Source organism: Limnoglobus sp. (genome assembly GCF_059499385.1).
In genome coordinates this window covers 1-21,006 of record NZ_JCABYM010000126.1, presented here as the reverse complement: position 1 = coordinate 21,006, position 21,006 = coordinate 1, and the positions used below count along the sequence as shown (strand labels likewise).

19 protein-coding genes are annotated in these 21,006 nt (G+C 68.0%); 11 read left to right on the top strand and 8 right to left on the bottom strand.

Annotated features, from left to right (window positions below; all coding sequences use genetic code 11):
* Both AC5JJ2_RS22395 and AC5JJ2_RS22390 read right to left on the bottom strand, forming a co-directional pair.
* Window positions 1-1,919: DUF1592 domain-containing protein (locus AC5JJ2_RS22395; RefSeq protein WP_495860266.1), on the bottom strand; the 1,919-nt coding region annotated here is incomplete at its 3' end.
* A gap of 282 nt (window positions 1,920-2,201) precedes the next feature.
* Window positions 2,202-2,834 (bottom strand): hypothetical protein, encoded by a 633-nt coding sequence (locus tag AC5JJ2_RS22390; protein ID WP_495860265.1) that lies wholly within the window; start codon window positions 2,832-2,834, stop codon window positions 2,202-2,204.
* A gap of 199 nt (window positions 2,835-3,033) precedes the next feature.
* Between AC5JJ2_RS22390 and AC5JJ2_RS22385 the strand changes: the two genes are divergently transcribed.
* Both AC5JJ2_RS22385 and AC5JJ2_RS22380 read left to right on the top strand, forming a co-directional pair.
* Window positions 3,034-4,092 carry a tartrate dehydrogenase gene (locus tag AC5JJ2_RS22385; protein ID WP_495860264.1) on the top strand — a complete coding sequence of 353 codons (1,059 nt, stop codon included), beginning with the start codon at window positions 3,034-3,036 and terminating at the stop codon, window positions 4,090-4,092.
* A gap of 151 nt (window positions 4,093-4,243) precedes the next feature.
* Complete coding sequence (locus AC5JJ2_RS22380; RefSeq protein WP_495860263.1) at window positions 4,244-4,792, top strand: hypothetical protein; 549 nt, start codon at window positions 4,244-4,246, stop codon at window positions 4,790-4,792.
* Between the two features lie 123 nt (window positions 4,793-4,915).
* Here AC5JJ2_RS22380 and AC5JJ2_RS22375 read toward each other — a convergent pair whose 3' ends face one another.
* A complete protein-coding gene (locus AC5JJ2_RS22375; protein ID WP_495860262.1) occupies window positions 4,916-5,617 on the bottom strand; it encodes a DUF1264 domain-containing protein in 702 nt (233 codons plus the stop codon).
* 158 nt (window positions 5,618-5,775) lie between these two features.
* Between AC5JJ2_RS22375 and AC5JJ2_RS22370 the strand changes: the two genes are divergently transcribed.
* The 3 genes from AC5JJ2_RS22370 (at window position 5,776) to AC5JJ2_RS22360 (ending at window position 7,664) form a co-directional block, all read left to right on the top strand.
* The gene (locus AC5JJ2_RS22370; RefSeq protein WP_495860261.1) at window positions 5,776-5,922 is read left to right on the top strand and encodes a hypothetical protein; all 147 of its coding nucleotides are present in this window, start codon (window positions 5,776-5,778) and stop codon (window positions 5,920-5,922) included.
* A 140-nt stretch (window positions 5,923-6,062) separates the two neighbouring features.
* On the top strand, window positions 6,063-6,767 hold the full coding sequence (locus AC5JJ2_RS22365) for an ABC transporter ATP-binding protein (RefSeq protein WP_495860260.1): 705 nt from the start codon (window positions 6,063-6,065) through the stop codon (window positions 6,765-6,767).
* A gap of 66 nt (window positions 6,768-6,833) precedes the next feature.
* Window positions 6,834-7,664 carry a class I SAM-dependent methyltransferase gene (locus tag AC5JJ2_RS22360; protein ID WP_495860259.1) on the top strand — a complete coding sequence of 277 codons (831 nt, stop codon included), beginning with the start codon at window positions 6,834-6,836 and terminating at the stop codon, window positions 7,662-7,664.
* On the opposite strand, the gene AC5JJ2_RS22355 is transcribed toward AC5JJ2_RS22360, so the two are convergent.
* From AC5JJ2_RS22355 to AC5JJ2_RS22340, 4 genes are all read right to left on the bottom strand, one after another.
* The gene (locus tag AC5JJ2_RS22355) at window positions 7,648-8,115 is read right to left on the bottom strand and encodes a hypothetical protein (protein ID WP_495860258.1); all 468 of its coding nucleotides are present in this window, start codon (window positions 8,113-8,115) and stop codon (window positions 7,648-7,650) included. The genes AC5JJ2_RS22360 and AC5JJ2_RS22355 overlap by 17 nt on opposite strands.
* Before the next feature lie 201 nt (window positions 8,116-8,316).
* Window positions 8,317-9,663, bottom strand: a complete 1,347-nt coding sequence (locus AC5JJ2_RS22350; RefSeq protein WP_495860257.1) for a sulfatase — start codon at window positions 9,661-9,663, stop codon at window positions 8,317-8,319.
* Window positions 9,664-9,713: 50 nt separating this feature from the next.
* Complete coding sequence (locus AC5JJ2_RS22345; protein ID WP_495860256.1) at window positions 9,714-10,130, bottom strand: VOC family protein; 417 nt, start codon at window positions 10,128-10,130, stop codon at window positions 9,714-9,716.
* Window positions 10,131-10,244: 114 nt separating this feature from the next.
* The gene (locus tag AC5JJ2_RS22340) at window positions 10,245-11,855 is read right to left on the bottom strand and encodes a hypothetical protein (RefSeq protein ID WP_495860255.1); all 1,611 of its coding nucleotides are present in this window, start codon (window positions 11,853-11,855) and stop codon (window positions 10,245-10,247) included.
* Window positions 11,856-12,197: 342 nt separating this feature from the next.
* Here AC5JJ2_RS22340 and polA point away from each other — a divergent pair, with 342 nt between their 5' ends.
* Genes polA through AC5JJ2_RS22310 form a run of 6 tightly spaced genes read left to right on the top strand, consistent with a single transcriptional unit; the run spans window position 12,198 to window position 19,229 of the window.
* On the top strand, window positions 12,198-15,089 hold the full coding sequence (polA, locus tag AC5JJ2_RS22335; RefSeq protein ID WP_495860254.1) for a DNA polymerase I: 2,892 nt from the start codon (window positions 12,198-12,200) through the stop codon (window positions 15,087-15,089).
* Entirely contained in the window at window positions 15,086-15,688 is a 603-nt protein-coding gene (gene coaE / locus AC5JJ2_RS22330) for a dephospho-CoA kinase (protein WP_495860253.1), read from the top strand. Before polA ends, coaE begins: the two co-directional genes overlap by 4 nt.
* A 54-nt stretch (window positions 15,689-15,742) precedes the next feature.
* Window positions 15,743-17,230 (top strand): transcription termination factor Rho, encoded by a 1,488-nt coding sequence (gene rho / locus AC5JJ2_RS22325; protein WP_495860252.1) that lies wholly within the window; start codon window positions 15,743-15,745, stop codon window positions 17,228-17,230.
* Window positions 17,231-17,240: 10 nt separating this feature from the next.
* Window positions 17,241-17,885 carry a hypothetical protein gene (locus AC5JJ2_RS22320; RefSeq protein ID WP_495860251.1) on the top strand — a complete coding sequence of 215 codons (645 nt, stop codon included), beginning with the start codon at window positions 17,241-17,243 and terminating at the stop codon, window positions 17,883-17,885.
* Between the two features lie 38 nt (window positions 17,886-17,923).
* A complete protein-coding gene (gene ribH, locus AC5JJ2_RS22315; protein ID WP_495860250.1) occupies window positions 17,924-18,388 on the top strand; it encodes a 6,7-dimethyl-8-ribityllumazine synthase in 465 nt (154 codons plus the stop codon).
* Window positions 18,389-18,392: 4 nt separating this feature from the next.
* A complete protein-coding gene (locus AC5JJ2_RS22310) occupies window positions 18,393-19,229 on the top strand; it encodes a hypothetical protein (RefSeq protein ID WP_495860249.1) in 837 nt (278 codons plus the stop codon).
* A gap of 103 nt (window positions 19,230-19,332) precedes the next feature.
* Here AC5JJ2_RS22310 and AC5JJ2_RS22305 read toward each other — a convergent pair whose 3' ends face one another.
* Window positions 19,333-20,838 (bottom strand): MlaD family protein, encoded by a 1,506-nt coding sequence (locus AC5JJ2_RS22305; protein ID WP_495860248.1) that lies wholly within the window; start codon window positions 20,836-20,838, stop codon window positions 19,333-19,335.
* Window positions 20,839-21,006: the final 168 nt, after the last annotated feature.

Sequence of the window (21,006 nt, the reverse complement as noted above, 5' to 3'; positions counted from 1 at the left end):
GGCACGTCCGGGGCGGCCGGCGGGGCGGTCAGGCCGAGGATGTTCTCGTACACCCACTTGCCCCGCTTCACCGGCGAGGTCCGCGTCGGGTTCGAGGTCACGAGCAGCACGCTCGCCTGCGTGACTAGCCCGCCGCGGCGGGCGTCCGGCAGTTTTACCTTGCGGAAGTCTGACCCTTTCACGCCGGGCACGCCGTAGTGCCAGGACAGCCGGTCGTTCAGGAACGTGTAGTCCGCGTCCAGGAACTCCGTCACCGGCCTGTCTTCTTTAACCACGTGCTCGAAGAACAGTTCCGTCTCGCGGACGATCGCGGCCCGGAGCGGCTCGTCCCACCCCTTGTACGTGGCGGGGTCCGGGGCGAGCGTCAGGATGTTCCGGAGCATCAGCCACTGGCCGGCGAAGTTCTGCGTCAGGGCCACGCCCTTCGGGTGCTTCAGCATCCGCTCGACCTGGGCCTTCAGCACGCCGGGCTTCCGCAGCTCGCCCTTCTCGGCGAGGGTCAGCAGCTCCGCGTCCGGCATCGACGACCAGAGGAAGTACGACAGCCGGGTCGCCAGCTCGAACTCGGAAATCAGCTTCACGTCGGCCGGGTTCTTCGGGTCTTCCTCGATCCGGAAGAGGAAGTGCGGCGACACGAGGACCGCCTTCAGCGGCAGCTTGATCGCCTTCTCGAACGGGTCGCCCTGCTGGTCGGCGAGGGCGAACAGCTTCATCAGCCGCGTCACCTCGTCGGCCGTCGGCGGCCGGCGGAACGCCCGGCGGGCGAACGCCGTCAGCACCGCCTCGGCCGCCTTCGCCTTCTCCGAATCTTCCTTCGGGATGACGGTCAGGATCAGTCTCGTGGAGTCCGGCAGCGGCTTGCTCCCGCCGCCGATCGGCCCCTCGACTTCGATGGTTTCGATCCCTGCGGTCCGGCTTTTCTTCGACTCCTTGTCCGTGAACGGGTTGACGAACGCGACGGAGATCCGCTGCTCGCTCGCCTTCACCTTCGTCCGGGCCTCGTAGGTCTTGGCCTTCCCCTGCTCGGCGTCGATGGCGAACGCCTTCGCCTCCTTGCCGTCGAGCCGGACGGACAGTTTCGGGGCCTCGCCGCCGGCCGCCGCACCCCACGCCCGGACGCGGAGGACGTACTCGCCGTCGGCCGGGAAGTTGAACTTCTCCAGAAACGCGGAGCCTTCCTCGGTCATCACGATGCGGCGGATTTCGCGGCCCTTCTCGTCCTTCTCGCGGATCCGCGCCGACCGCGGGATGACCTGAATCTGCTGCGGCCGGAACACCTGGTTGGACGGCCGCACGCCGTCGAGGGACGTGATCGCCTGGTCGAGGATGGCGTCCGCGGCGGCCATGTACTTCTCGATCAGGATCGGCTGGACGCTCAGCACGTCGCCGATGTTGTCGAACCCGTACCCCACGTCGTCGGACGGGAAGCTCTCGGCCGGCTTGAAGTCCACCCCGCACAGGTCGCGGACCGTGTTGTTGTACTCGGCCCGGTTCAGCCGCCGGATGGTGACGCGGCCGGGGTCCTTCGGGGCGGTGCAATCGACCTTCTTCGTCAGGGCCGTGTCGATCCACGCCAGGAAGAACTCTTTCTCCTCCTTCGTCGGCTGCTTGCTCTTCTTCTTGGGCATCTCGCCGTTCTGCACGACCGCGAGGACCGTCTCCCACGTCTTCGCGTCCTTCTTGGCGTGGGCCTCGTTCTGGTAGTGGTCCAGCGCGACACCGCCGGCCGCCTTGTCCGAGTTGTGGCAGCTGTTGCAGTACGTCGCGAGGAACGGCTTGATCTTCGTCTCGAACGCCTTCGGGTCGGCCGCCGGGTCCGCGGCGGCGGCCGGGGCCGCGAGGCGCGCGGGGGAAAGGCTCGCGACGAGGACGAGGAGCGAGGTCAGTACGGTCGGCGGCGCGAGGTAACGAAACGTCATGTCAGGAATGTTTGGTGGCTCAGGTCGGTCCCGCCCGTGTGGAGGGTTTTCGTCCGCCATCCAGGCGGCACGGGCCAATTCATCGGAGACTAGCACGGAAACCGCGCCGTCCGGAGGGACTCTTACGTCATTTCTCAAGATACCGGAGGCGTTGAGGCAGGGCAACAACAGACTCCCGCCGTTCACGGAATTCTCATGACGGCGGAATGAGGTTCAAACCAATCTTTTTTCAACCCGGCCCGGCGGGTTGCGGACGGGCGTGGATGGGAACCGCGGTCGAGCCTACCGGCCTTCACTTCGGACTTGTTCCAGCAAATCGCTCGCGGCCGCGGCCGCGGTCGGGCCGGCCCCCTCGTACCGGCGGCGGACGCCGGCGGCGGATTCCGTCTCGCCCCGGAGGACGAAGTCGCTCCCCTCGCGAACCGGCTCGCCGACCTTGATGCCGTACCGCCGCAGCTCGCCGACCGTCTGCTCGAACGCCGCGCCGCCGGGGCCGGGCTGCAACAGCACCGGGCCGCGGCCCGTGCTGCTGCCCGTCGGCCGGCGGTCGTCCGGCTCGTCGGCGCGGACCGCCAGCAGTGGATCATTTCTTCCACCCGCCAAGCCCGCGGCCGTCGTCTCCGGGCCGGTGCGGAACGGCTCCTTGCGGCCGCCGCCCGGCGGCAGGTCGCTCGACAGCTTCTCGCCCTCGGCGGTCGGCGTGACGAGCAGCGGGTCCTTCGTACCGCGGGCGTTCTCACGGCCGGTCGGCAGGTTCGTCGCCGGGATGCGGTCGCGGCCGAACAGCGGGTCGCGGGTTCCCAGCGCCCACCCGCCGTCGGACGACCCGCCCTTGTTGAAGAGGCGGCAGCCCGACCCGGTTCCGGTCAGAAGGCCGAGTGCGACGAGGCAAAGGATTCGACGGCGAACCGTCATCTTGACCGACCCCGCGGGGGAACTAAACCAAGCCGAGCGACACCCACACCCATACTTTGGCCGGTCCACCCGCGGGAAGTCCAGCCGACGTGAGGCAATCCGGGCGGGACACTTCTCGTTCCGAACCGGGCCGTTACCGTCCTGCGGGATGCGCGGATCGGGCAAGCTGGCGGAATACCGACAACAGAGGACGACTGCAATGGCGGTTCACAAGATCGCGGTGATCGGCGGCGACGGCATCGGGCCGGAGGTCATCGACCACGCGATGCGGGCGGCGCAGAAGGCGGCCGTCAAGTTCGACAGCGCCGAACTCGCGTTCAACAAGCTCCCGTGGTCCACCGACTACTACAAGCAGCACGGCCGGATGATGCCGGCCGACGGGTGGGACGTGCTGGCGCAACACGAGGCGATCCTGTTCGGCGCGGTCGGCAGCCCGGACGTGCCGGACAAGATCACGGTCAACGACCTGCTCCTGCCGATGCGGCGGAAGTTCGACCAGTTCGTGAACCTCCGGCCGAGCTACCTGTACCACGGCGTCACCTGCCCGCTCGCCGGGAAGGCCCCCGGCTCCATCGACATCGTCGTCTACCGCGAGAACACGGAGGGCGAGTACGCCCCCGTCGGCGGGCAGCTCTACGTCGGGATGGAGCAGGAGATCGCGGTGCAGACCGGCGTGTTCACCCGCAAGGGGTGCGAGCGCATCCTCCGCGCGGCGTTCGAGGCGGCCCGGAAGCGGCGGAAGAAGCTGACGAGCATCACGAAGTCGAACGCGCAGGTCTTCAGCATGGGCCTGTGGGACGACGTGTTCGCGGCCGTGCGGAAGGACTACCCGGACGTGGAGTCCGCGCCCTTGCTGGTGGACGCGGCGGCGATGGACCTGGTGCGGAAGCCCGAAACCTTCGACGTGATCGTCGCGAGCAACCTGTTCGGCGACATCCTGACCGACCTGGCTGCGGCCGTGACCGGCAGCATCGGGCTGGCGTCGAGCGCGAACGTGAACCCGACGAAGAAGTTTCCGAGCATGTTCGAGCCGGTCCACGGGTCGGCCCCGGACATCGCGGGGAAGGGGATCGCGAACCCGCTGGCGGCGATCCTGTCGGCCGGGCTGATGCTCGACCACCTGGGGCTGGCGAAGGCGGCGAAGATGATCCGCGAGTCGGTGGCGGAGGTGCTGAAGGCCGGCAATGTGAAGACGCCGGACCTCGGCGGCCGGGCGACGACCGCCGACATGGGCGACGCCGTCGTCGCGGCGCTGTAGCGCGTCTGACTTCCGAAGTCCGGCTTCGACTTCGGAAGTCGATCCCGCGCAGAGGCATTCCTCCCGCGCACATCGGTGTTGGCCCCGCTCGACTTCCGAAGTCGAAGCCGGACTTCGGAAGTCAGGGCTTACGTTCCCCGGAGGGTTCCTGATGCCGGTCTGGGGCTGGGTTTGCATCGGGCTGACGGTCGCGGCGGTGATCGTCATCGTCATCGCCAACATGAGCGAGAAGAAGGCCCGCGACTACACCATGCGGCACGGCGACCCGACCATCGGCTGGATCGTCCAGGCGAACAACGCGCTGTTTGAAGAAGGCGTCCTCGACTACCCGGCGCTCGTGCTCATCTCGAAGGACGAGGACACGGCCAACGACGAGGCGTTCATGACGGAGTTGGCCGAGGACATCATGGACCTCAAGGGCGTCGATTGCGACGACGACGACGAGGAGTTCGTGTCCGGCCTGGTCACCGATGAAACTTACGTGGCCGGCAAGCGGGACAAGGTCCCGAAGGCGTTCTGCGGCCGGCCGAACGTGTACCTGGCCCACATCTACATTTATCGCGAGCACCTGCCGAAGAAGCGGCTGACGCAGAAGTACGTGTGCTGCCAGGTCGTGTGGGACGAGCCGGGGACGCTCATCTGCACGCGGCCGTGGAAGGGCCGCAAGAAGCGCGACCGGCGGGACGAGGACGAGGATTGAATATCGCAGCCCGTTTCGTGTAATCAAGACCCGTAGAACCCGGAGCGGAAGCGATGGGGTGGAGCACCAACACCCCATCGCTTCCGCTCCGGGTTCCATAAAACCGACCGCCACCGTTCCGGCTCACCTCAACTTCGTCGGCTTGTCCTCGCCGGCGTCGGTCCACTGCCGGCCGATCGCGTTCACGTCCTTCGGCGGCGACACCTTCGGCACGTCCAGCCCGAAGGCCTTCGCCCGCGCCGCCCGCACCTTCGCCGTGTCCACCTTGAACTGCTTGTCCCGCTCGGCCAACACCTTCTCGTCCACCTGCCCGTCGGCCATCAGCGACCAGATGAGCAGCGGCTCCCCCGTCGGCACGGCCGTCGTCGGGTCCGGCCACGTGTGCCACGCCTTGCCCCACGTCGTCATCACGACCTTCATGAAGTCCGTTTCGTCCTTCTCGCTCATCCCCGGCGCGATCAGCCCGCCGCCGAGCACCTCGTAGGTGTGCGCGTGCCAGTATTTTTTCTCCGCGTCCGGCAGCTTCCGATACGCCGCGTCCGAGATCAGGTACTCCACGCCGAGCAGCTTCGCGTTCCCGCCGGTCCCGTCGAACAGCACGCACTGGAACACGTCCCCGTCCGGCCCGCCGGTGTGCGCCGCGCAGTAGTGCTGGGTGACGAACTGCAGCTTCGGGTTCTGCTTCGCCATGTGGATGCCGCAGAAGTGCAGGTGCGGGTGGCCGAGCGGCCCGCCGCCGGGCTTCTCGCCGTGCCCGTGCTGGCCGCACGCCACCGCGCCCGTGAGGCCGACGCCGATCGCCCCGAACAGTTCTCGACGGTCCATGATGCGGTTCCCGTGGGGAAGAGAAGTGACGGGAAAAGATTACCGCGACGGTAAGGTTTGTCCAGCCGGGACGACCTTGTTTCGACGAACTCGTCAAGCCCCGCGGTCGCGGCGGCCGATGATGTCTTGCCCATCTTCCCACGAAAGGAGTCGTGCCCATGAGCCTGAAACTTCGTTTATCGTTCCTCGCCGTCTGCCTCGTCGCGGCGGTGTCGGCCGGGTGCAAGAGTTCCGGCTGCTCGTCGTGCGGCGCGAAGGCCGAGCCGGCGGTGCCGACGCTGACCGAGAAGACGGCCACGGCGTAAGACCTGACTTCCGAAGTCCGGCTTCGACTTCGGAAGTCGATCCGGGGAGGGACGGTTGCCGACCCCGCGGAAGTTGTTGCGACGTTCGACTTCCGAAGTCGAAGCCGGACTTCGGAAGTCGGGGCTGGTATGATGGCCCCATGATCGAGCTGATCGCCGCGACGAAGACCTACGCCCAGGGCCGCCGGGTGGTGGACGCCGTCCGCGGCGTGTCCGTGACCGTCCGCGGCGGTGAGTTCGTCGCGATCATGGGGCCGTCCGGGTCCGGCAAGAGCACGCTCATGCACCTCATGGGGGCGCTCGACGTGCCGTCCACCGGCCGGGCCGTGTTCCGCGGCCAGGACCTGCAATCCCTTTCCGATTCCCTCCGCTCGCAGCTCCGCCGCACGCGGATCGGGTTCGTGTTCCAGGCGTTCAACCTGCTGCCGACGCTCACCGCCGCCGAGAACGTGGCCCTCCCGCTGATGCTCGCCGGCACGCCCCGGCGGGCGGCGCTCAAACGTGCGAACGAGCGGCTGGAGAAAGTCCTTCTCAGCCACCGGGCGGAACACTTCCCGGACGAGTTGTCCGGCGGCGAGATGCAGCGGGTGGCCGTGGCACGGGCGCTGGTCGCGGACCCGGACGCCGTGCTGTGCGACGAGCCGACCGGCAACCTGGACACGACGACGAGCGGCGAAATCCTGTCGCTGTTGGCCGCGCTGCCGGAGCCGGACCGCCGCGTCGTGGTGATGGTCACCCACGACCCGACGGCCGCCGCCTACGGGACGCGGTTGGTGAAGGTCCGCGACGGGTTGGTCGAGTCGGACGAGCCGGTGACGCGGGGCACGCCGATTATTTCCCGTTGACACGTCTCGCGTCCCACGCTATTCCCCGACCACGCTCGACACCCGTTGCGCCCTCGGTCGCTCGTCATGTTGCCGGACCTTGCGCCGCTGCGCGTCTTCAACCCGGACCCCGACCCGCCGTCGTACTGCGACCTGGCGACCCGCGAGTTGCTCCGCCCGGCCGTCGCCCGCGGCGGCGGCCGCGACCTGGAGCCGCTGTCCCGCGGGTGGTTCGAGGAGATCGAACAGAAGCGGTACGGCCGGGCCGGGGAATGGCTGCCGCGGGTGCTGGAGTTCAGCCGCCACCGGGACGAGTCGCTCGTCATGCTCGGCCCCGGCCTCGGGACGGACGCCCTGCAATACATCCGCCACGACACGCACGTCACGATGGCCGTCACGCCGGCGGACGCGGCCGACGCCATCCGCCGGAACTTCGAGTTCCGCGGGCTGGACCCGACGCTCGTTCCTGTCGACACGCCGAAGAAGCTGCCGTTCGCCCGCGGCCGGTTCGACCTCGCGTACCTGAACGCGCTCGACGCGCCGGGGTTGGACGTGCCGGCCGTGGTCGAGGAGCTGTACCGCGTGCTGAAGCCGGGCGGGAAGCTGTTCGCGCTCGTCCCGGCGTGGTACGACGTGGACCGGTGGCAGAAGTGGCTGTTGCCGTACCGCCAACTCTACCGCGCGTCCGAGGCGTTCCTCACCGGGCCGAAGGTTTCCGCCCGCGAACTGCGGCGGGCGTGCCGGCAGTTTGAAACCGTCGCGCTCGTCCACCGCCACCTGCGGCGGTCGGAGCTGCCGCACCTCTGGCGGCCGCTGCCGATCAGCTGGATGGAGCGGCTCGCCGGCCGCGTGTTGGCCGCGCGGGCCACGAAGCCGGTCATCGCGGCGCGGGGCGAGCCGCTCACCGCCGCAGCATGAGCCAGCGGTCTTCCGTTCGCCACGCCGCGAGCGTCAGCGCGGCGAACGCCAGCATCAGCACCCATTGAATCGTCGAGAGAATCAGATACCACGCATGCCGGGAATAGAACCCGTCCCGCGTGCGGAACCGGCGTTCGTCGAAGTCGAGTTGCGCACTCAGCAGGTCGTGCAACCAGAACACGAGGACGGCCTGGACGGCCGCGACGACGAGCAGGATGAGCCACCGCGGGGGGCGGAACCGGCGGTTCGCCCGCACGTCCCAGGCGCAGACGGCCAGCGCGAGCCAGCCGATGCGGTTGAGCCAGACGGTGACGCGTTGTGTGACGAACCCCTGTTCCTTCGCCCCGAATTGCTCGGTGGCGACCGGCACGACGACGGCCGCGTAGAACAGGAACCCGCCCTGCCAGAACAGCAACAGTTGGACGACGAGGAAGCGGCGGAGCAGGGCCATCGGGAAACTCGCCCCACGGAAAAGCGACCCGCCGAACGCAGAAGCAGGTTCCGAATCTCGGGACCGCGGGCGTCCCGCCCGCCCACTTTCAAAGCCCCAGGAACCCGTCTCAAGTGGCTGGGGCCGTGGCGGGCGGGACGCCCGCGGTCCCAGGTAGGGCTGCCCCACACTCTTGAATCGGCCTCCGGGGCTGAGCGCGGATCACTCCTTCGCCCGCGGCAGTTCGGGCTTGTTCACCGTCGGCAAGAGCTTCTGTAACCCCGCCTTCACGTCCGCGAACTTCGGGTCGGCCGCGAGGTTCCGCCACTCGTACCGGTCCGCGTCGTGGTCGTACAACTCCTCGCCGCCGTCGGCGTACCGGATGTACCGCCACTTCTCGGTTCGCAGGCCGTGGTTGTCCTTGTGGAACGTCGTGATCGCGGGCTTCTCCCACGCCGCTTTCGGGTCGCGGAGTAGCGGCGTGAGGACTTCCCCCTCGACGTGCTTCGGCCGCGCGATCCCGGCGAGGTCGCACAGCGTCGGGTAGACGCTCATCAGGTCCACGGTGCGGTCGCACACGCCGCCGGCCGGCGTCACGCCGGGGGCGACCCAGATGTACGGCATCCGCGTCGCCTCCTCCCACAGCGCGAACTTCCGCCAGTGTTCCTTCTCGCCGAGGTGCCAGCCGTGGTCGCCCCAGAACACGATGACGGTGTTCGCCTTGCCCGGCGACTTCTCGTAGGCGTCGAGCAGCCGGCCGATTTGCGCGTCGCAGTACGCGATGGCCGCGAGGTAGCCCTGCACCGCCTCCTTCCACCGGCCGGACTTCACCATCGCCGCGTGGTCGCCCTCCGGCTTCGCCATCTTCAGCCCGCCCTTCGGCACGTCGTTCAGGTCGCTCGCCTGCGTCGGCGGCAGCTCGATGCCGTCGAGCGGGAAGAGGTCGTAATACTTCTTCGGCACGTTCCACGGCATGTGCGGCTTGTGCAGCCCGACCGCCAGGAAGAACGGCTTCTCGTGCTTCATCCCGAGGTGCTTGATGCCGTAATCGACGATGCCCTCGTCCGGCAGCTTCGAGTCGTCGGTCAGCGGCCGGAACTTGATCCCGCCGACGCCATCGGACTTCGAGTCGGGGTGCGGCGTGGCCTTCTCCTTGCCGCCGACGAAGTAGTCGGTCCACTCGCCGGGGCGGTGGGCGTTCGCGTGGTAAATCTTCCCACTGCCGTAGACGTTGTACCCGGCGTTCAGGAACTGCGTCGTGAGAGTCTGTTCCTTCGGGACGACCGGCTGCCAGTTCTGGCCGTTGTCGTACACGCCGGTGCTGCCCGGCCGCAGCCCGGACATGAGCGCCGCCCGCGACGGGTTGCACACCGGGGCGGCGCAGTACGCCCGCGTGAACGTCACGCCCATCTTCGCCAGCCGGTCGATGTTCGGCGTCTTGGCCTGCTTGTTCCGCCCGAGGTGGCCGACCCAGTGGTTCAGGTCGTCCACGGCGATGAACAACACGTTCGGCTTGTCCGCGGCCAATGCCGGGGACGCCAGGAGCAGGAAGGGGAGCAGCCAGCGCATCGGCGGTCCTCGGGAGGGAGGGTCGGCTGCTCTCGTTATACGAACCGCGTTCACCACCCGGCGGGCGTGCCCCAGACGCCGGGGGTAACGAGTTCGCCGAGGTTCCCGGCCGGGTCGCGGAAGTACAGCGACCGCCCGCCAAGCGGCCACGCGTACTCCTTCTCGATCGCGACGCCGTTCGCGGTCAGGTGGTCCCGCCACGCATCGAGCGCGTCGGCCGGGATGCCCATCGCGAAGTGCGCGGCCCCGCTGGTTCCGTGCGGCGGGAGGACGCCGGGCAGCAGCGTCGCGGCCGGGTCGAAGACGAGGAACACGTTCGCCGGGCCGACGCGGAAGAAGACGTGCCGCCCCGCCTCGCGGCCGACGACCGGCAGGCCGAGGACGCCGGCGTAGAACGCCTCGGCGGCGGCGAGGTCGGCGGCGCACACGGCCGTCTCGACGACGGCCTCGATCGGCGGCGGGGTCATGGGCGCGGGCCCGTGGGAAGAAAAGGAAACGGGGCGCGAGCGCGGAGGGACGCTCGGGACGTGCGAAGTCGGCGGGAAGGCCCCGTGGCCCGCCCGCCGACCACGGCGTTCGAGTTAGTTCTGCTTCGGTGCGTCGGCCGGGGTCGCCGGGGCGGCCGTGTCCGCGCCGCTGACCCGGAGGTAGTACGTCGCCGCGGAGTTGATCGCCTCCTCCGTGATGTCCAGCTTCGCGTTGTACCCGATCCGCGGGAAGAAGTCCCGCGGCCGCAGGATGCGGAGGCCCTTCTCCTTCGCCTGCTTCTTCGCCTCCGCCAGGGCGGTCAGGATCTTGATCTTCCCGTCCCGGTTGCCGTCCGCGATGCCGATGGACGGGTAGTACCCTTCCACCGCGAACGTCGTCTGGCTGGTGATCTCGCCGACCCACTTGAGCGTCGTCAGGTCGAAGTACCCGTCCACGGCGACGCCGACCTTCTGGAGCGACTGCACGATCGTCTGCACGTCGTCCCGGCCGTCGCCGTCGATGTCGAAGATGCCGAACAGCACGATGTGCTCGGACGCCCCCTTGTTCCACACCGCGTTGTACAGCAGGTCCCCGGCGAGAATCCGGTCGCGGATCTGCGAGTCTTCCGACGTGATCCGGCACTGCGCCAGGTTCGCCCCGAGCACGTCCACGACCTCGATCGTCCCCTTCGGGACCGGCCGGGTGTAGTACTTGCCGTCCGCGTCGAGCACCCGCCGCATCCGCCCTTGCATCCCGCGGGTCGGCGTGTCGGACGGGAAGATGCTGAACGTCTGCCCGGCCCGGAGGTTGTCCGCCGACCCGATGTCCACGTCCACGAGGTTGTCGCTGTACCGGCGGATGACCTTGCCCTTCGGCTTGTCGTACTGGAACGGGTCGATGCTGTCGGTCAGCTGCTCGTTCAGCTTGTCCACGGCCCCCTTGTACCGGTCCAGGTCCGCGTCCCGCCGCTTGAGCTGCACGTCCCGGTTGACGATGTTCTCGTTGAGCGTGTCCTTCTCCTTGCGGTACTCGCCGGACACCTTCTGGAAGTCGGCCTTGAACGTGTCGAACTGGGCGATGGCCTTCGCGACCTCCGCCTTGACCTCGTCCGGGTAGAGCTTGTTCAGCTTGTCGTACTCGGCCTTCGCGAGGTTCAGTTGGTTAATCACCCCTTCGAGCGACTTCTTCGCGTCCTCCATCGCCTTCAGCTCGTTGTCGCTCTTCCGCTTCGCCAGCTCGCTCTGGGCCACGTTCCGGACGGAGGCGTCGATGATCGACTCCCGCGGCACGGTCGGGTTCTGCTGGTTCGCCGGCCAGTCCCACGAGTAGACGGACACGGCGTTGAGGTTGATCGCCCCGCCGACGCCGGCCGCCTTGGACGCCTCGTTCTTCGCGCTCGCCACCCGCCCGCCGATCGCCTGCATCAGCTTCGTGTGCTTGTCCCGGAACCCGGCGGCGTCGGTCAGGCCGGACTGCACGGCCGCCGCCTCGTCCGCCGTCTGGACGCCCATCGCGACCTTGTAGAGCAGCATCTCCTCCTGCGCGGCCTTCTGCGTCTTCTTCGCGGCGTCCGCGTCGGCGGCGGCCTTCTTCGCGTCCTCGTTGGCCTTCGCCACGTCCTGGGTGAGGGTGTACGCGAAAACCCCGACGCCCAGCGTCGCCAGGATGAAGAAGACGAGGGCGATAATCACGGGAAGTTTCGCTTCGTTGGACGGCTTGGCCATGGTGTACCTCGGCGGGGAACCGGGCCGGCGGTGCAGACGCCGCCCGGCCGCGAGACGTTGGGGGTGCGCTCAAACTTGAGTCTAAACCCCAGGGGAGGCCCGTCAACCCGAATCGCGGCGGCGTCTGCGGACGCGGCGTGGGTTGTGCGGGCGGTGCGAGTCAATCGGAATGTCCGGTTGTGTCCGGGCCGTGGGGAAGCCTTGACACCCCCATCATACGCTCCGTAAACTCTCAACACACTATCTGCGTCTTCGTTGGCAGCCCCGCCGGTTCCGATCCCGTCCCCACCCGGCCGACCCGCCGAACCGGGCCGATTTGTCCCTCCAACCCGTGGCCCCGCCGTGCCCCCGACCGACCCCCCGCCGTCCGCCGCCGAACGGGTCTACCTGCTGGACGCCCACGGGCTGATCTTCCAGATGTTCCACGGCATCCCGCCGATGACCGCCCCAGACGGCCGGCCGACGAACGCCCTGTTCGGCGTCACGCGGGCGATCATGAACCTGTACGACCACGGGGCGCAGTACCTCATCGCCGTGTTTGACCACGCCGACCCGACGTTCCGGTCCGGGCTGGACGCGAACTACAAGGCCCACCGCCCGCCGCCGCCGGACGACCTGCTCGCCCAGGAGCCGCTGATCTATCAGGTGCTGGAAGGGTTCCGCATCCCGTCGCTCGTCTACCCCGGCTTCGAGGCGGACGACGTGATCGCCACGGTCGCGACGGAAGCCGCCGAGCGGGGGCACGAGGTGTTCCTCTGCACCGCGGACAAGGACTGCCGGCAGCTGCTGTCCGACAAGATCAAGATCATGAACCTTCGGAAGGGGGAGCAGCTCGACGCCGTCGGCCTCATGGCCGACTGGGGCGTCCGCCCGGAACAGGTGGTCGATTACCAGGCGCTGGTCGGGGACAGCGTGGACAACGTCCCCGGCGTCCCCGGCGTCGGGGCGAAGACGGCGACGAAGTGGCTGCAGCAATACGGCACGCTCGACAACCTGATCGCCCACGCGGACGAGGTCGGCGGGCCGAAGGTCCGCGACAGCCTGAAGGCGGCCATCGCGAACGGCAACCTGAAGATGAGCAAGGACCTCGTCACCCTCCGCAAGGACGTGCCGGTCGCGTTCGACTGGGACGGCTGGCGTCGCCGCGACTGGGACGGCCAGCGGCTGCTCGAACTGTTCCAGCAGTTCGACTTCAAGGGGTACGCCGCCCGCGTCCGGGCGACGCTCACCGGCAGCGGGCAGAAGAAGAACGCGGAGATTCTCGAAAGCATCGGCGAGGCGAAGCCGAAGAAGGCCCCGCGGGGCAAGAAGGCGTCCGCCCCCGTTCTGCCGCGGGCCGGGGCGTCCCTGTTCGACCAGATCGAAAACGACGGCGAGGTCCCGCCGACCCCGCCGAAGAAGGACGACAACTGGAAGAGCGAGTACCACCTGATTTCGACCGAGAAGGCGTTCGCGGGCTTCCTCAAAAAACTCCAGAAGCAGCCGCGGTTCGCCATCGACCTGGAGACGACGAGCCTCGACCCGCACCTCGCAGAGATTGTCGGCATCGCGATCTCCTGGCAGCCGGAAGAGGCGTACTACCTCGCCGTGCGGGGGCCGAAGGACGAGGAGAAGCTCGACCCTGCGAAGGCGCTCGCGGCCCTGAAGCCGATTCTCGAAGACGCGAAGGTCGGGAAGGTCAACCAGAACATCAAGTACGACCTGCTCGTGTTCCGCGCCAACGGGATCGAGCTGCGCGGCATCGTCGGCGACTCGATGATCGCGCACTACTTGTTGCACGCCGGGGAGCGGTCGCACAACCTCGACGATTTGACCCGCAATTACTTCGGCCACGAGAACATCTCGATCACGGAACTGATCGGGAAGGGAAAGAAGCAAATCTCGATGGCCGACGTGCCGACCGCGAAGGCGTGCGCCTACGCCGCCGAGGACGCGGATGCCGCGATCCGCCTCGTGAATCTGCTCGAAGAGCAGCTCGACAAGAACGGGTTACGCAAACTCTACGACGACCTGGAAATCCCACTCATCGACGTGCTGGCGGAACTGGAGTACCAGGGCGTTCGCATCGACACGCCGTTGCTCCAGAAGATCGGCAAGGAGATGGAGGGCCAACTCCGCGGCATCGAGGAGCAGATTCACGCCCTCGCCGGGCGGCCGTTCAACATCGCGTCGCCGAAGCAATTGCGGGAAATCCTGTTCGACCAGATGAAGCTGCCGGTCCAGAAGCGGACCGACACGACCGGCGAGCCGAGCACGGACCAGGAGTCGCTCGAACGCCTCGCGGCCCTCGGCCACGAACTGCCGAAGAGGATCACGGAACACCGGCAGATCGCGAAGCTGAAGGGAACCTACGTCGATGCCCTGCCCGTACTCGTGAACGCGAAGACCGGCCGCGTCCACACGTCGTTCAACCAGACGGTGGCGAGCACCGGGCGGCTGAGTTCGTCCGAGCCGAACCTGCAGAACATCCCGACCCGCACGGACCAGGGGCGGCAGATTCGCCGCGCGTTCATCCCGCCGGACGGGTGGACGCTGCTGACCGCCGACTACTCGCAGATCGAGCTGCGGTTGCTCGCCCACTTCTGCGGCGACGACAACCTCCGCACGGCGTTCGCCGAGGACCGGGACGTTCACGCCGCCGTCGCGGCCCAGATTTTCAAGGTTCCCGAGGCGGACGTGAAGGACGATCAGCGGCGGGTGGCGAAGACGGTCAACTTCGGCGTCCTCTACGGCATGAGTTCGATGGGCCTGGCCGTGCGGCTGGGCATCGACCGCGCGGAGGCCGGGAAGTTCATCGACGACTACTTCGCCCGCTACCCGAAGGTGCTGTCGTACCAGGACAACCTGCTCTCGTCGGCCCGGCAGACCGGGTGCGTCACGACCGTCCTCGGCCGCAAGCGGCACTTCGACCCGACGGCGATCCGCCCGACCTCGACGTACCAGCAGCGGAACGGGGCCGAACGGGAAGCGATCAACATGGAGATTCAAGGCTCGGCCGCCGACCTGATGAAGCTCGCGATGCTCGCGCTCTACCGGCGGATGCGGGCGGAGAAGTGGCAGGCGAAGATGCTGCTGAGTGTTCACGACGAACTGGTGTTCGAGGCCCCGCCGGGCGAGGTGGCGATGGTGGCCGCGGCCGTGCGGGCGGAGATGACCGGGGCGATGACGCTGACCGTGCCGCTAAGGGTGGACGTGTCGGCCGGCCCGAACTGGCTCGACGGGGAGGACGTGTGAGCCGGAAACCGATCATCGGCGTCGTCGGGGCCATCGGAGCAGGGAAGAGCACCGTGAGCCGGCAGCTCGCCGCCCGCGGCGGGGCGGTCGTGGACGCGGACGCCGTCGGGCACGACGCCCTCGAACAGCCCCAGGTTCGCGAGCGGGTCGTCGCCCGGTGGGGCCACGTCCTCCGGCCGGACGGCCGCGTGGACCGCCGGAAGGTCGCGGAAATCGTGTTCGCCGACGCCGCCGAGCGCAAGGCCCTCGAAGCAATCGTGTTCCCCTACATCCGCCGGAAGTGCGAGGCCGCGATCGAGGCCGCGCAGGCCGACCCCGCCGCGCGGTTCGTCGTCCTGGACGCGGCCGTGATGATTGAGGCCGGGTGGACGGGCGTTTGTGATAAGCTGATCTACGTCGATGCGCCCCGCGACGTGCGGCAGAAGCGGCTCGCGGCCCGCAGCGGGTGGGTGGCCGCCGACCTGACCGCCCGCGAGGCCGCCCAGATGCCGGCCGACGAGAAGAAGCGGTACGCCGACGCCGTCCTCGACAACGCCGGGACGCCGGCCGAACTCGAGGCCCAGGTCGCGAGGTTGATGACCGCCTGGAACTTGGATTAGCAAACCGCCCGGCCCGAATCACGTCTTTTACTTTGACCGCGCTGAGGGGCTACGATGGCCGACACCAAATCGGACCCGAAAATCACCCGCCCGGCTCCCGCCCCGCGGCCGCGGAAGAGGTCCGACGAGGACGACGGCGGCGGGTTCGGCGCGGGCATCGTCGAGGAACTCGTCCCGGCCGCGCGGCCGACGCCCACGCCGGTCGTCGTCCCGCCGAACGAGCGGGGGTTCGACGCCGAGACGAATACCCGCTACGAGGAGATCAAGCGGGGCAACACGTTCATCACGCAGCTGCAACAGATGACGCTGGCGCAGCTCCAGAAGAACGCGAAGGACGACGGCATCCCCCGCGAGGAGTGGGTCGGCCTCAAGAAGCAGGACCTCATCTTCCGCATCCTCAAGGAGCGGGTAAAGCAGAACGGCCTGATGTTCGGCGAGGGGACGCTCGAAGTCCTGCCGGACGGGTTCGGGTTCCTCCGCAGCCCGGACTACAACTACCTGCCGTGCCCGGACGACATCTACATCAGCCCGAGCCAGATTCGGCGGTTCGGCCTGCGGTCCGGGTCGGTCGTGTCCGGCCAAATCCGTCCGCCGAAAGAAGCGGAGCGGTACTTCGCGCTGCTCCGCGTCGAGGCGATCAACTACCAGGACCCGGAGCTGCTGACGCAGAAGGCCGTCTTCGGCGACCTGACACCGTTGCACCCGAACGAGCGGCTGAAGCTCGAATCGACGCCGGACCAGATGTCGATGCGGATCATCGACCTCATCACGCCGGTCGGCAAGGGGCAGCGGGGCCTCATCGTCGCGCCGCCGCGGACCGGGAAGACGGTGCTGCTTCAACAGATGGCGAACTCGATCATCGCCAACCACCCGGAGTGCTACGTCATCGTCCTGCTCATCGACGAGCGGCCGGAGGAAGTGACGGAGATGAGCCGGACGGTGAAGGGACCGAAGGTGGAGGTGATCGCCTCGACGTTCGACGAGCCGCCGGACCGGCACAAGGTCGTCGCCGAGATGGTGATCGAGAAGGCCCGGCGGCTGGTCGAGTACGGCATGGACGTGGTCATCTTCCTGGACAGCATCACCCGCCTCGGCCGGGCGTACAACAATGTCGAGCAGGGGTCCGGCAAAATTCTCTCCGGTGGCCTGGACGCGGCGGCGCTGCAGAAGCCGAAGCGGTTCTTCGGCGCGGCCCGGAACCTCGACGAGGGGGGGAGTTTAACGATTCTCGCGACGGCGCTCGTGGACACCGGGTCGAAGATGGACGACGTGATCTTTGAAGAGTTCAAGGGCACGGGCAACATGGAGATTCACCTGGACCGGCGGCTGATGGACCGCCGCGTCTACCCGTGCGTGGACGTGAACAAGTCCGGCACGCGGAAGGAGGAGCTGCTCCGCACCGACGAGGAACTGCGGCTCGTCCACATTCTGCACAAGGTGCTGTCCGACATGCACCCGGTCGAGGCGATGGAGTTGCTACTGAAGCAGGTCGGCAAGTACAAAACGAACGAGGAGTTCCTCCGCAGCGTGAACCTGACGTGAGGAGCGGGCCATGCCGATCCACGATTGGACCCGCGCGGCCGAACTCTATCTTCACTTCCGCCACATGTGGATGGGCGGGATGTGCGACGCCTTGAACGCGGGCGGTTTACCGCCAGGCCACATGGCATTGATCGAGCAGAGGCCAAACGCTCGTCCCGTCGCCGGCCGGCTAGCCGAAGGGGATGTGTACGCCGGCCGGCCGAATCGAGTTGCAATCCACGCCGGGTACGGTCGTGCCGTGGCGGTCGTCGAGATCGTCACGGCGGGTAACAAATTCGATGGCCGCACACTCCAAGCCATTTGCGACCAACTCACCGCGACCGTAAGGTCCGGCGTTCACGTTCTAGTGATCGACCTCTTCCCACCCGCGCCGAGCAACCCGTGTGGAATACATCCGATACTTTGGGAGGCTTTCGGAATCGAGGATTCGTTCGAGTTGCCACCCGAGAAGCCCCTGACGTTAGCCGCGTACAACGCAGGTTCCTCCGTCGCCGCTTACATCGACCCGGTTGCCGTCGGGGATTCCTTACCGGGGATGCCAATCTTTCTCCGACCCGATGTGTACGTTCCCGCACCACTGGCAGAATCCTACGAACGCACCTGGGCGGGTTGCCCCGAAGCGATGAAAGCCATTGTCACCGGCCGAACGGCGTGATAAGTCCACAGCATCGGACCACCCGCCCCGAGTGACCCATGCTCTACGAAGGCGACTTCTCGTCCCCGCCCGGCCGGTTCGCGCTCGTCGCGGCCCGGTTCAACGCGTTCGTCGTGGACCAGCTCCACGCCGGGGCGGTGGACGCCCTCCGCCGGCACGGCGTCGCCGACGACCGCATCGACACCGTCCGCGTCCCAGGTTCTTACGAGATCCCGCTCGTCGCGCAGCGGCTCGGCAAGTCGGGGAAGTACGCGGCCGTGATCTGCCTGGGGTGCGTCATCCGCGGCGACACGGCCCACTTCGACTACGTCGCCGGGGCCGCGGCCAACGGCATCGCGTCCGCGTCGCTCAACTGCGGCGTGCCGGTGATCTTCGGCGTGCTGACGACCGACACGCTCGAACAGGCCGTCCACCGGGCCGGGGCGAAGGCCGGGAACAAGGGGTTCGAGGCGGCCGTGACGGCCATCGAGATGGTCAACCTGCTCCACAAACTGCCGGGGTGACGACATGGACGTTCGACTGCTGCTCGCGGCGCTGCTGGTGTTCGTGGTGGGGTGTACGCCCGGCGAACCGAAGGTGGAGACGGCCCGGCCGATCGACGACCGGATGGCGGCCGCGGAAGACCTGCCGCCGGTCGCGGCGGCGAGGCCGGAGAAGTCCGACCCGGCGGCCGCGGCGCTCGTGAACGCCGTGCTGATGGCCCACACCAAGAGCCAACCGTCGCTGGTCGAGAAGTTCCGGAAGGTCCACGTCAAGCGGAAGGGCGATTGGCGGCTGCCGGACGGCGGCAAGTCGGACGCCACGATGGAGATTTACATCGGGGGCGAGAACTACCGGACGACCTACGCCCTCGCCGCGAACGGGAACGTCCCGCAGACGTTCGCCGTCACCGGCAAGGAAGGGTGGCGGTTCCAACCGCAGGTCAGCGGGACGAAGATTCCGTTGGACTCCGCCGCGCTGGAGCAGGTGTTGCCGGAAATCTACGGCGACCGGATGACCGTGCTGTTCCCACTGGCCTCCGAGAAACTCGTCGCCGCCGTCGCGAAGGACGGGAAGGCCGGCGGCGGGGAGACGATCCTCCGCGTGTGGGTCGGCGACGAGCCGCCGATGCTCGTCCACATCGACCCGACGACGAACCGGGTGGCCCGGCTGTCCTACGAGATGCGAGAGAACGGCCAGCCGGTGCGGCGGACGCTGACGATTCAGGATTCCGTCGTCGTCGCCGGGGTGCTCGTTCCGTCGCGGATCGACTACGGCGTCGGCCCGGTTGCGCTCACGTCCTGGACGAAGATCGAGTACGAGGTTCCGGCCGTGTTCGAGCCGAGCATCTTCGAGAAGCCGTAGGCTCGTGGTCTTGTAGGGCGGGTCAAGGCTTTGCGCCGACCCGCCGGGGCATACGGGGCGACGGCGGGTCGGCGCAAAGCCTTGACCCGCCCTACGAATAGTGTCACTTCGGCGGCAGGTCGCCGGTCCGCGGGAACAGCGGCTGGCGGTACGCCGGGACGACCGGCCCCACCGGGGTCGGCGGCAGCGGCCGGTCCGGACTCACCGCGGACGGCGACTCCTTCAGACCGGCGCTCGGCCGCAGCGCCCCGCCGACGCCGATCGTTTCCGGCCGCCGGGCCACCTTGTCCGCGAACACCTGCAGGTCGGCCGCGACCTTCTCCGCCCGCATCAGCGTCCGCGTCAGCGCGACCGCGGAGTCGTTCAACTGGTTGTACAGCGACGGGTCGGTAATCACCTTCTGCAACGTCCCCTCAGAGCGGTTGACGGCCTGGAGCGTCTGCCGCACCTCGGCCAGGGTCTTCGCCAACTGGTCGGCCGTGACGTTGATGTTCTTGATGAGTTCGCCGGAGTTCTCGCCGAGCGGCTTCGTCGCCGCCTCGATGTTCTTGATCGCCCCCTCGGCCCCCTTGAACGTCCCTTCGGCTGCCTTCGCCGCCCCCTCCGTCGCCTTCAGCACGCTGTCGATCTGCGGCCACCGGTCGTTCGCCTCCTTCAGCACCCGCTCGCCCTGGTCGAGGAAGATGCCGACGACGCGGATCGTCTTCGTCAACTCGTCGCTGGCCGTTTGCAGGTTCTTGAGCGTCGCCGCGAAGCCTTTGCGGTTCTCGTCGCTGAGTACGTCGTTGGCGCTCTCGGCCGTCTTCCGCACGGCCTTCAGCGTCGCGTTGAAGTCGGCCTCGTTGTCCTTCACGACCTTCCGGATGTCCTCGACGAGCGGCTTCGCCGTCTTGATGAAGTCCCGCAACTCGTTAAGCGTCGTGCGGATGCCGCCCTCATTCGCCTTCGGATCGCCGTTCGGCACGTCGTTGAACGACAGCAGCAGCTGAACCTTCTCGTTCGTCCGCCGCAGCTCCGGCACGAACTCCCGGCTGCTGCGGGCGAGGGCGGCGACCTCGTCGAACGCCCGCTCGACCTTCGGCACGGCCTGCTCGACCCGCTGCACGGAGTTGAGGATGCGGGCCATCGACTCCTGCGCGCTCGGCAGCACGCCGGACGCCTGCCGGACGAACGTGTTCGGGTTGATCGGCGTCTGGCCGACGATCTCGGTGTTCACCGGGTACGGGTCGCCGCGGGCCGCGACCGGCTGGCCGTCCGGCGTCGTCTTCGGGATGAAGTCGAGCGACGTGTCGCCGCTGAGGATCCCCCGAAAGATGGTCGCTTCCTCGTTCTGCCGCGGCAGGTACTTCGGGTCCACGCGGATGGACACCTTCACCTGGCCGGTCGCCTCGTCGAGCTCCATGCCGGTGACCTCGCCGACGCGGACGCCGGACTTCCGCACCGGCGTGCCGGGGGCGATGCCGGGGGCCTCACCGAACGTGACGGTGTACTTCGCCCGGTTGTCGAATAGCCGCGGCGCGCCGCCGAACAGCACGGCCAGCCCGGTAAGGCCCGCGAGGGCCGTCGCCATGAACCCGCCGAGCCGCAGCTTCGCTGATCGTTCCGACATGGTGAATCCTCGTCGCCTTGCAATGGGCCACGAATGTTTCTTGCCTTGTTCCCTCCCCCCTTGGGGGGGAGGGAACAAAGCCAAGAACGCCTTCCGACCCGGGGCCCGCCTCCCCCCCGGGGCCCGCGACGCCCGGCCGGCCCCGCGGGTCCGGCGCCGCGGCCAGCG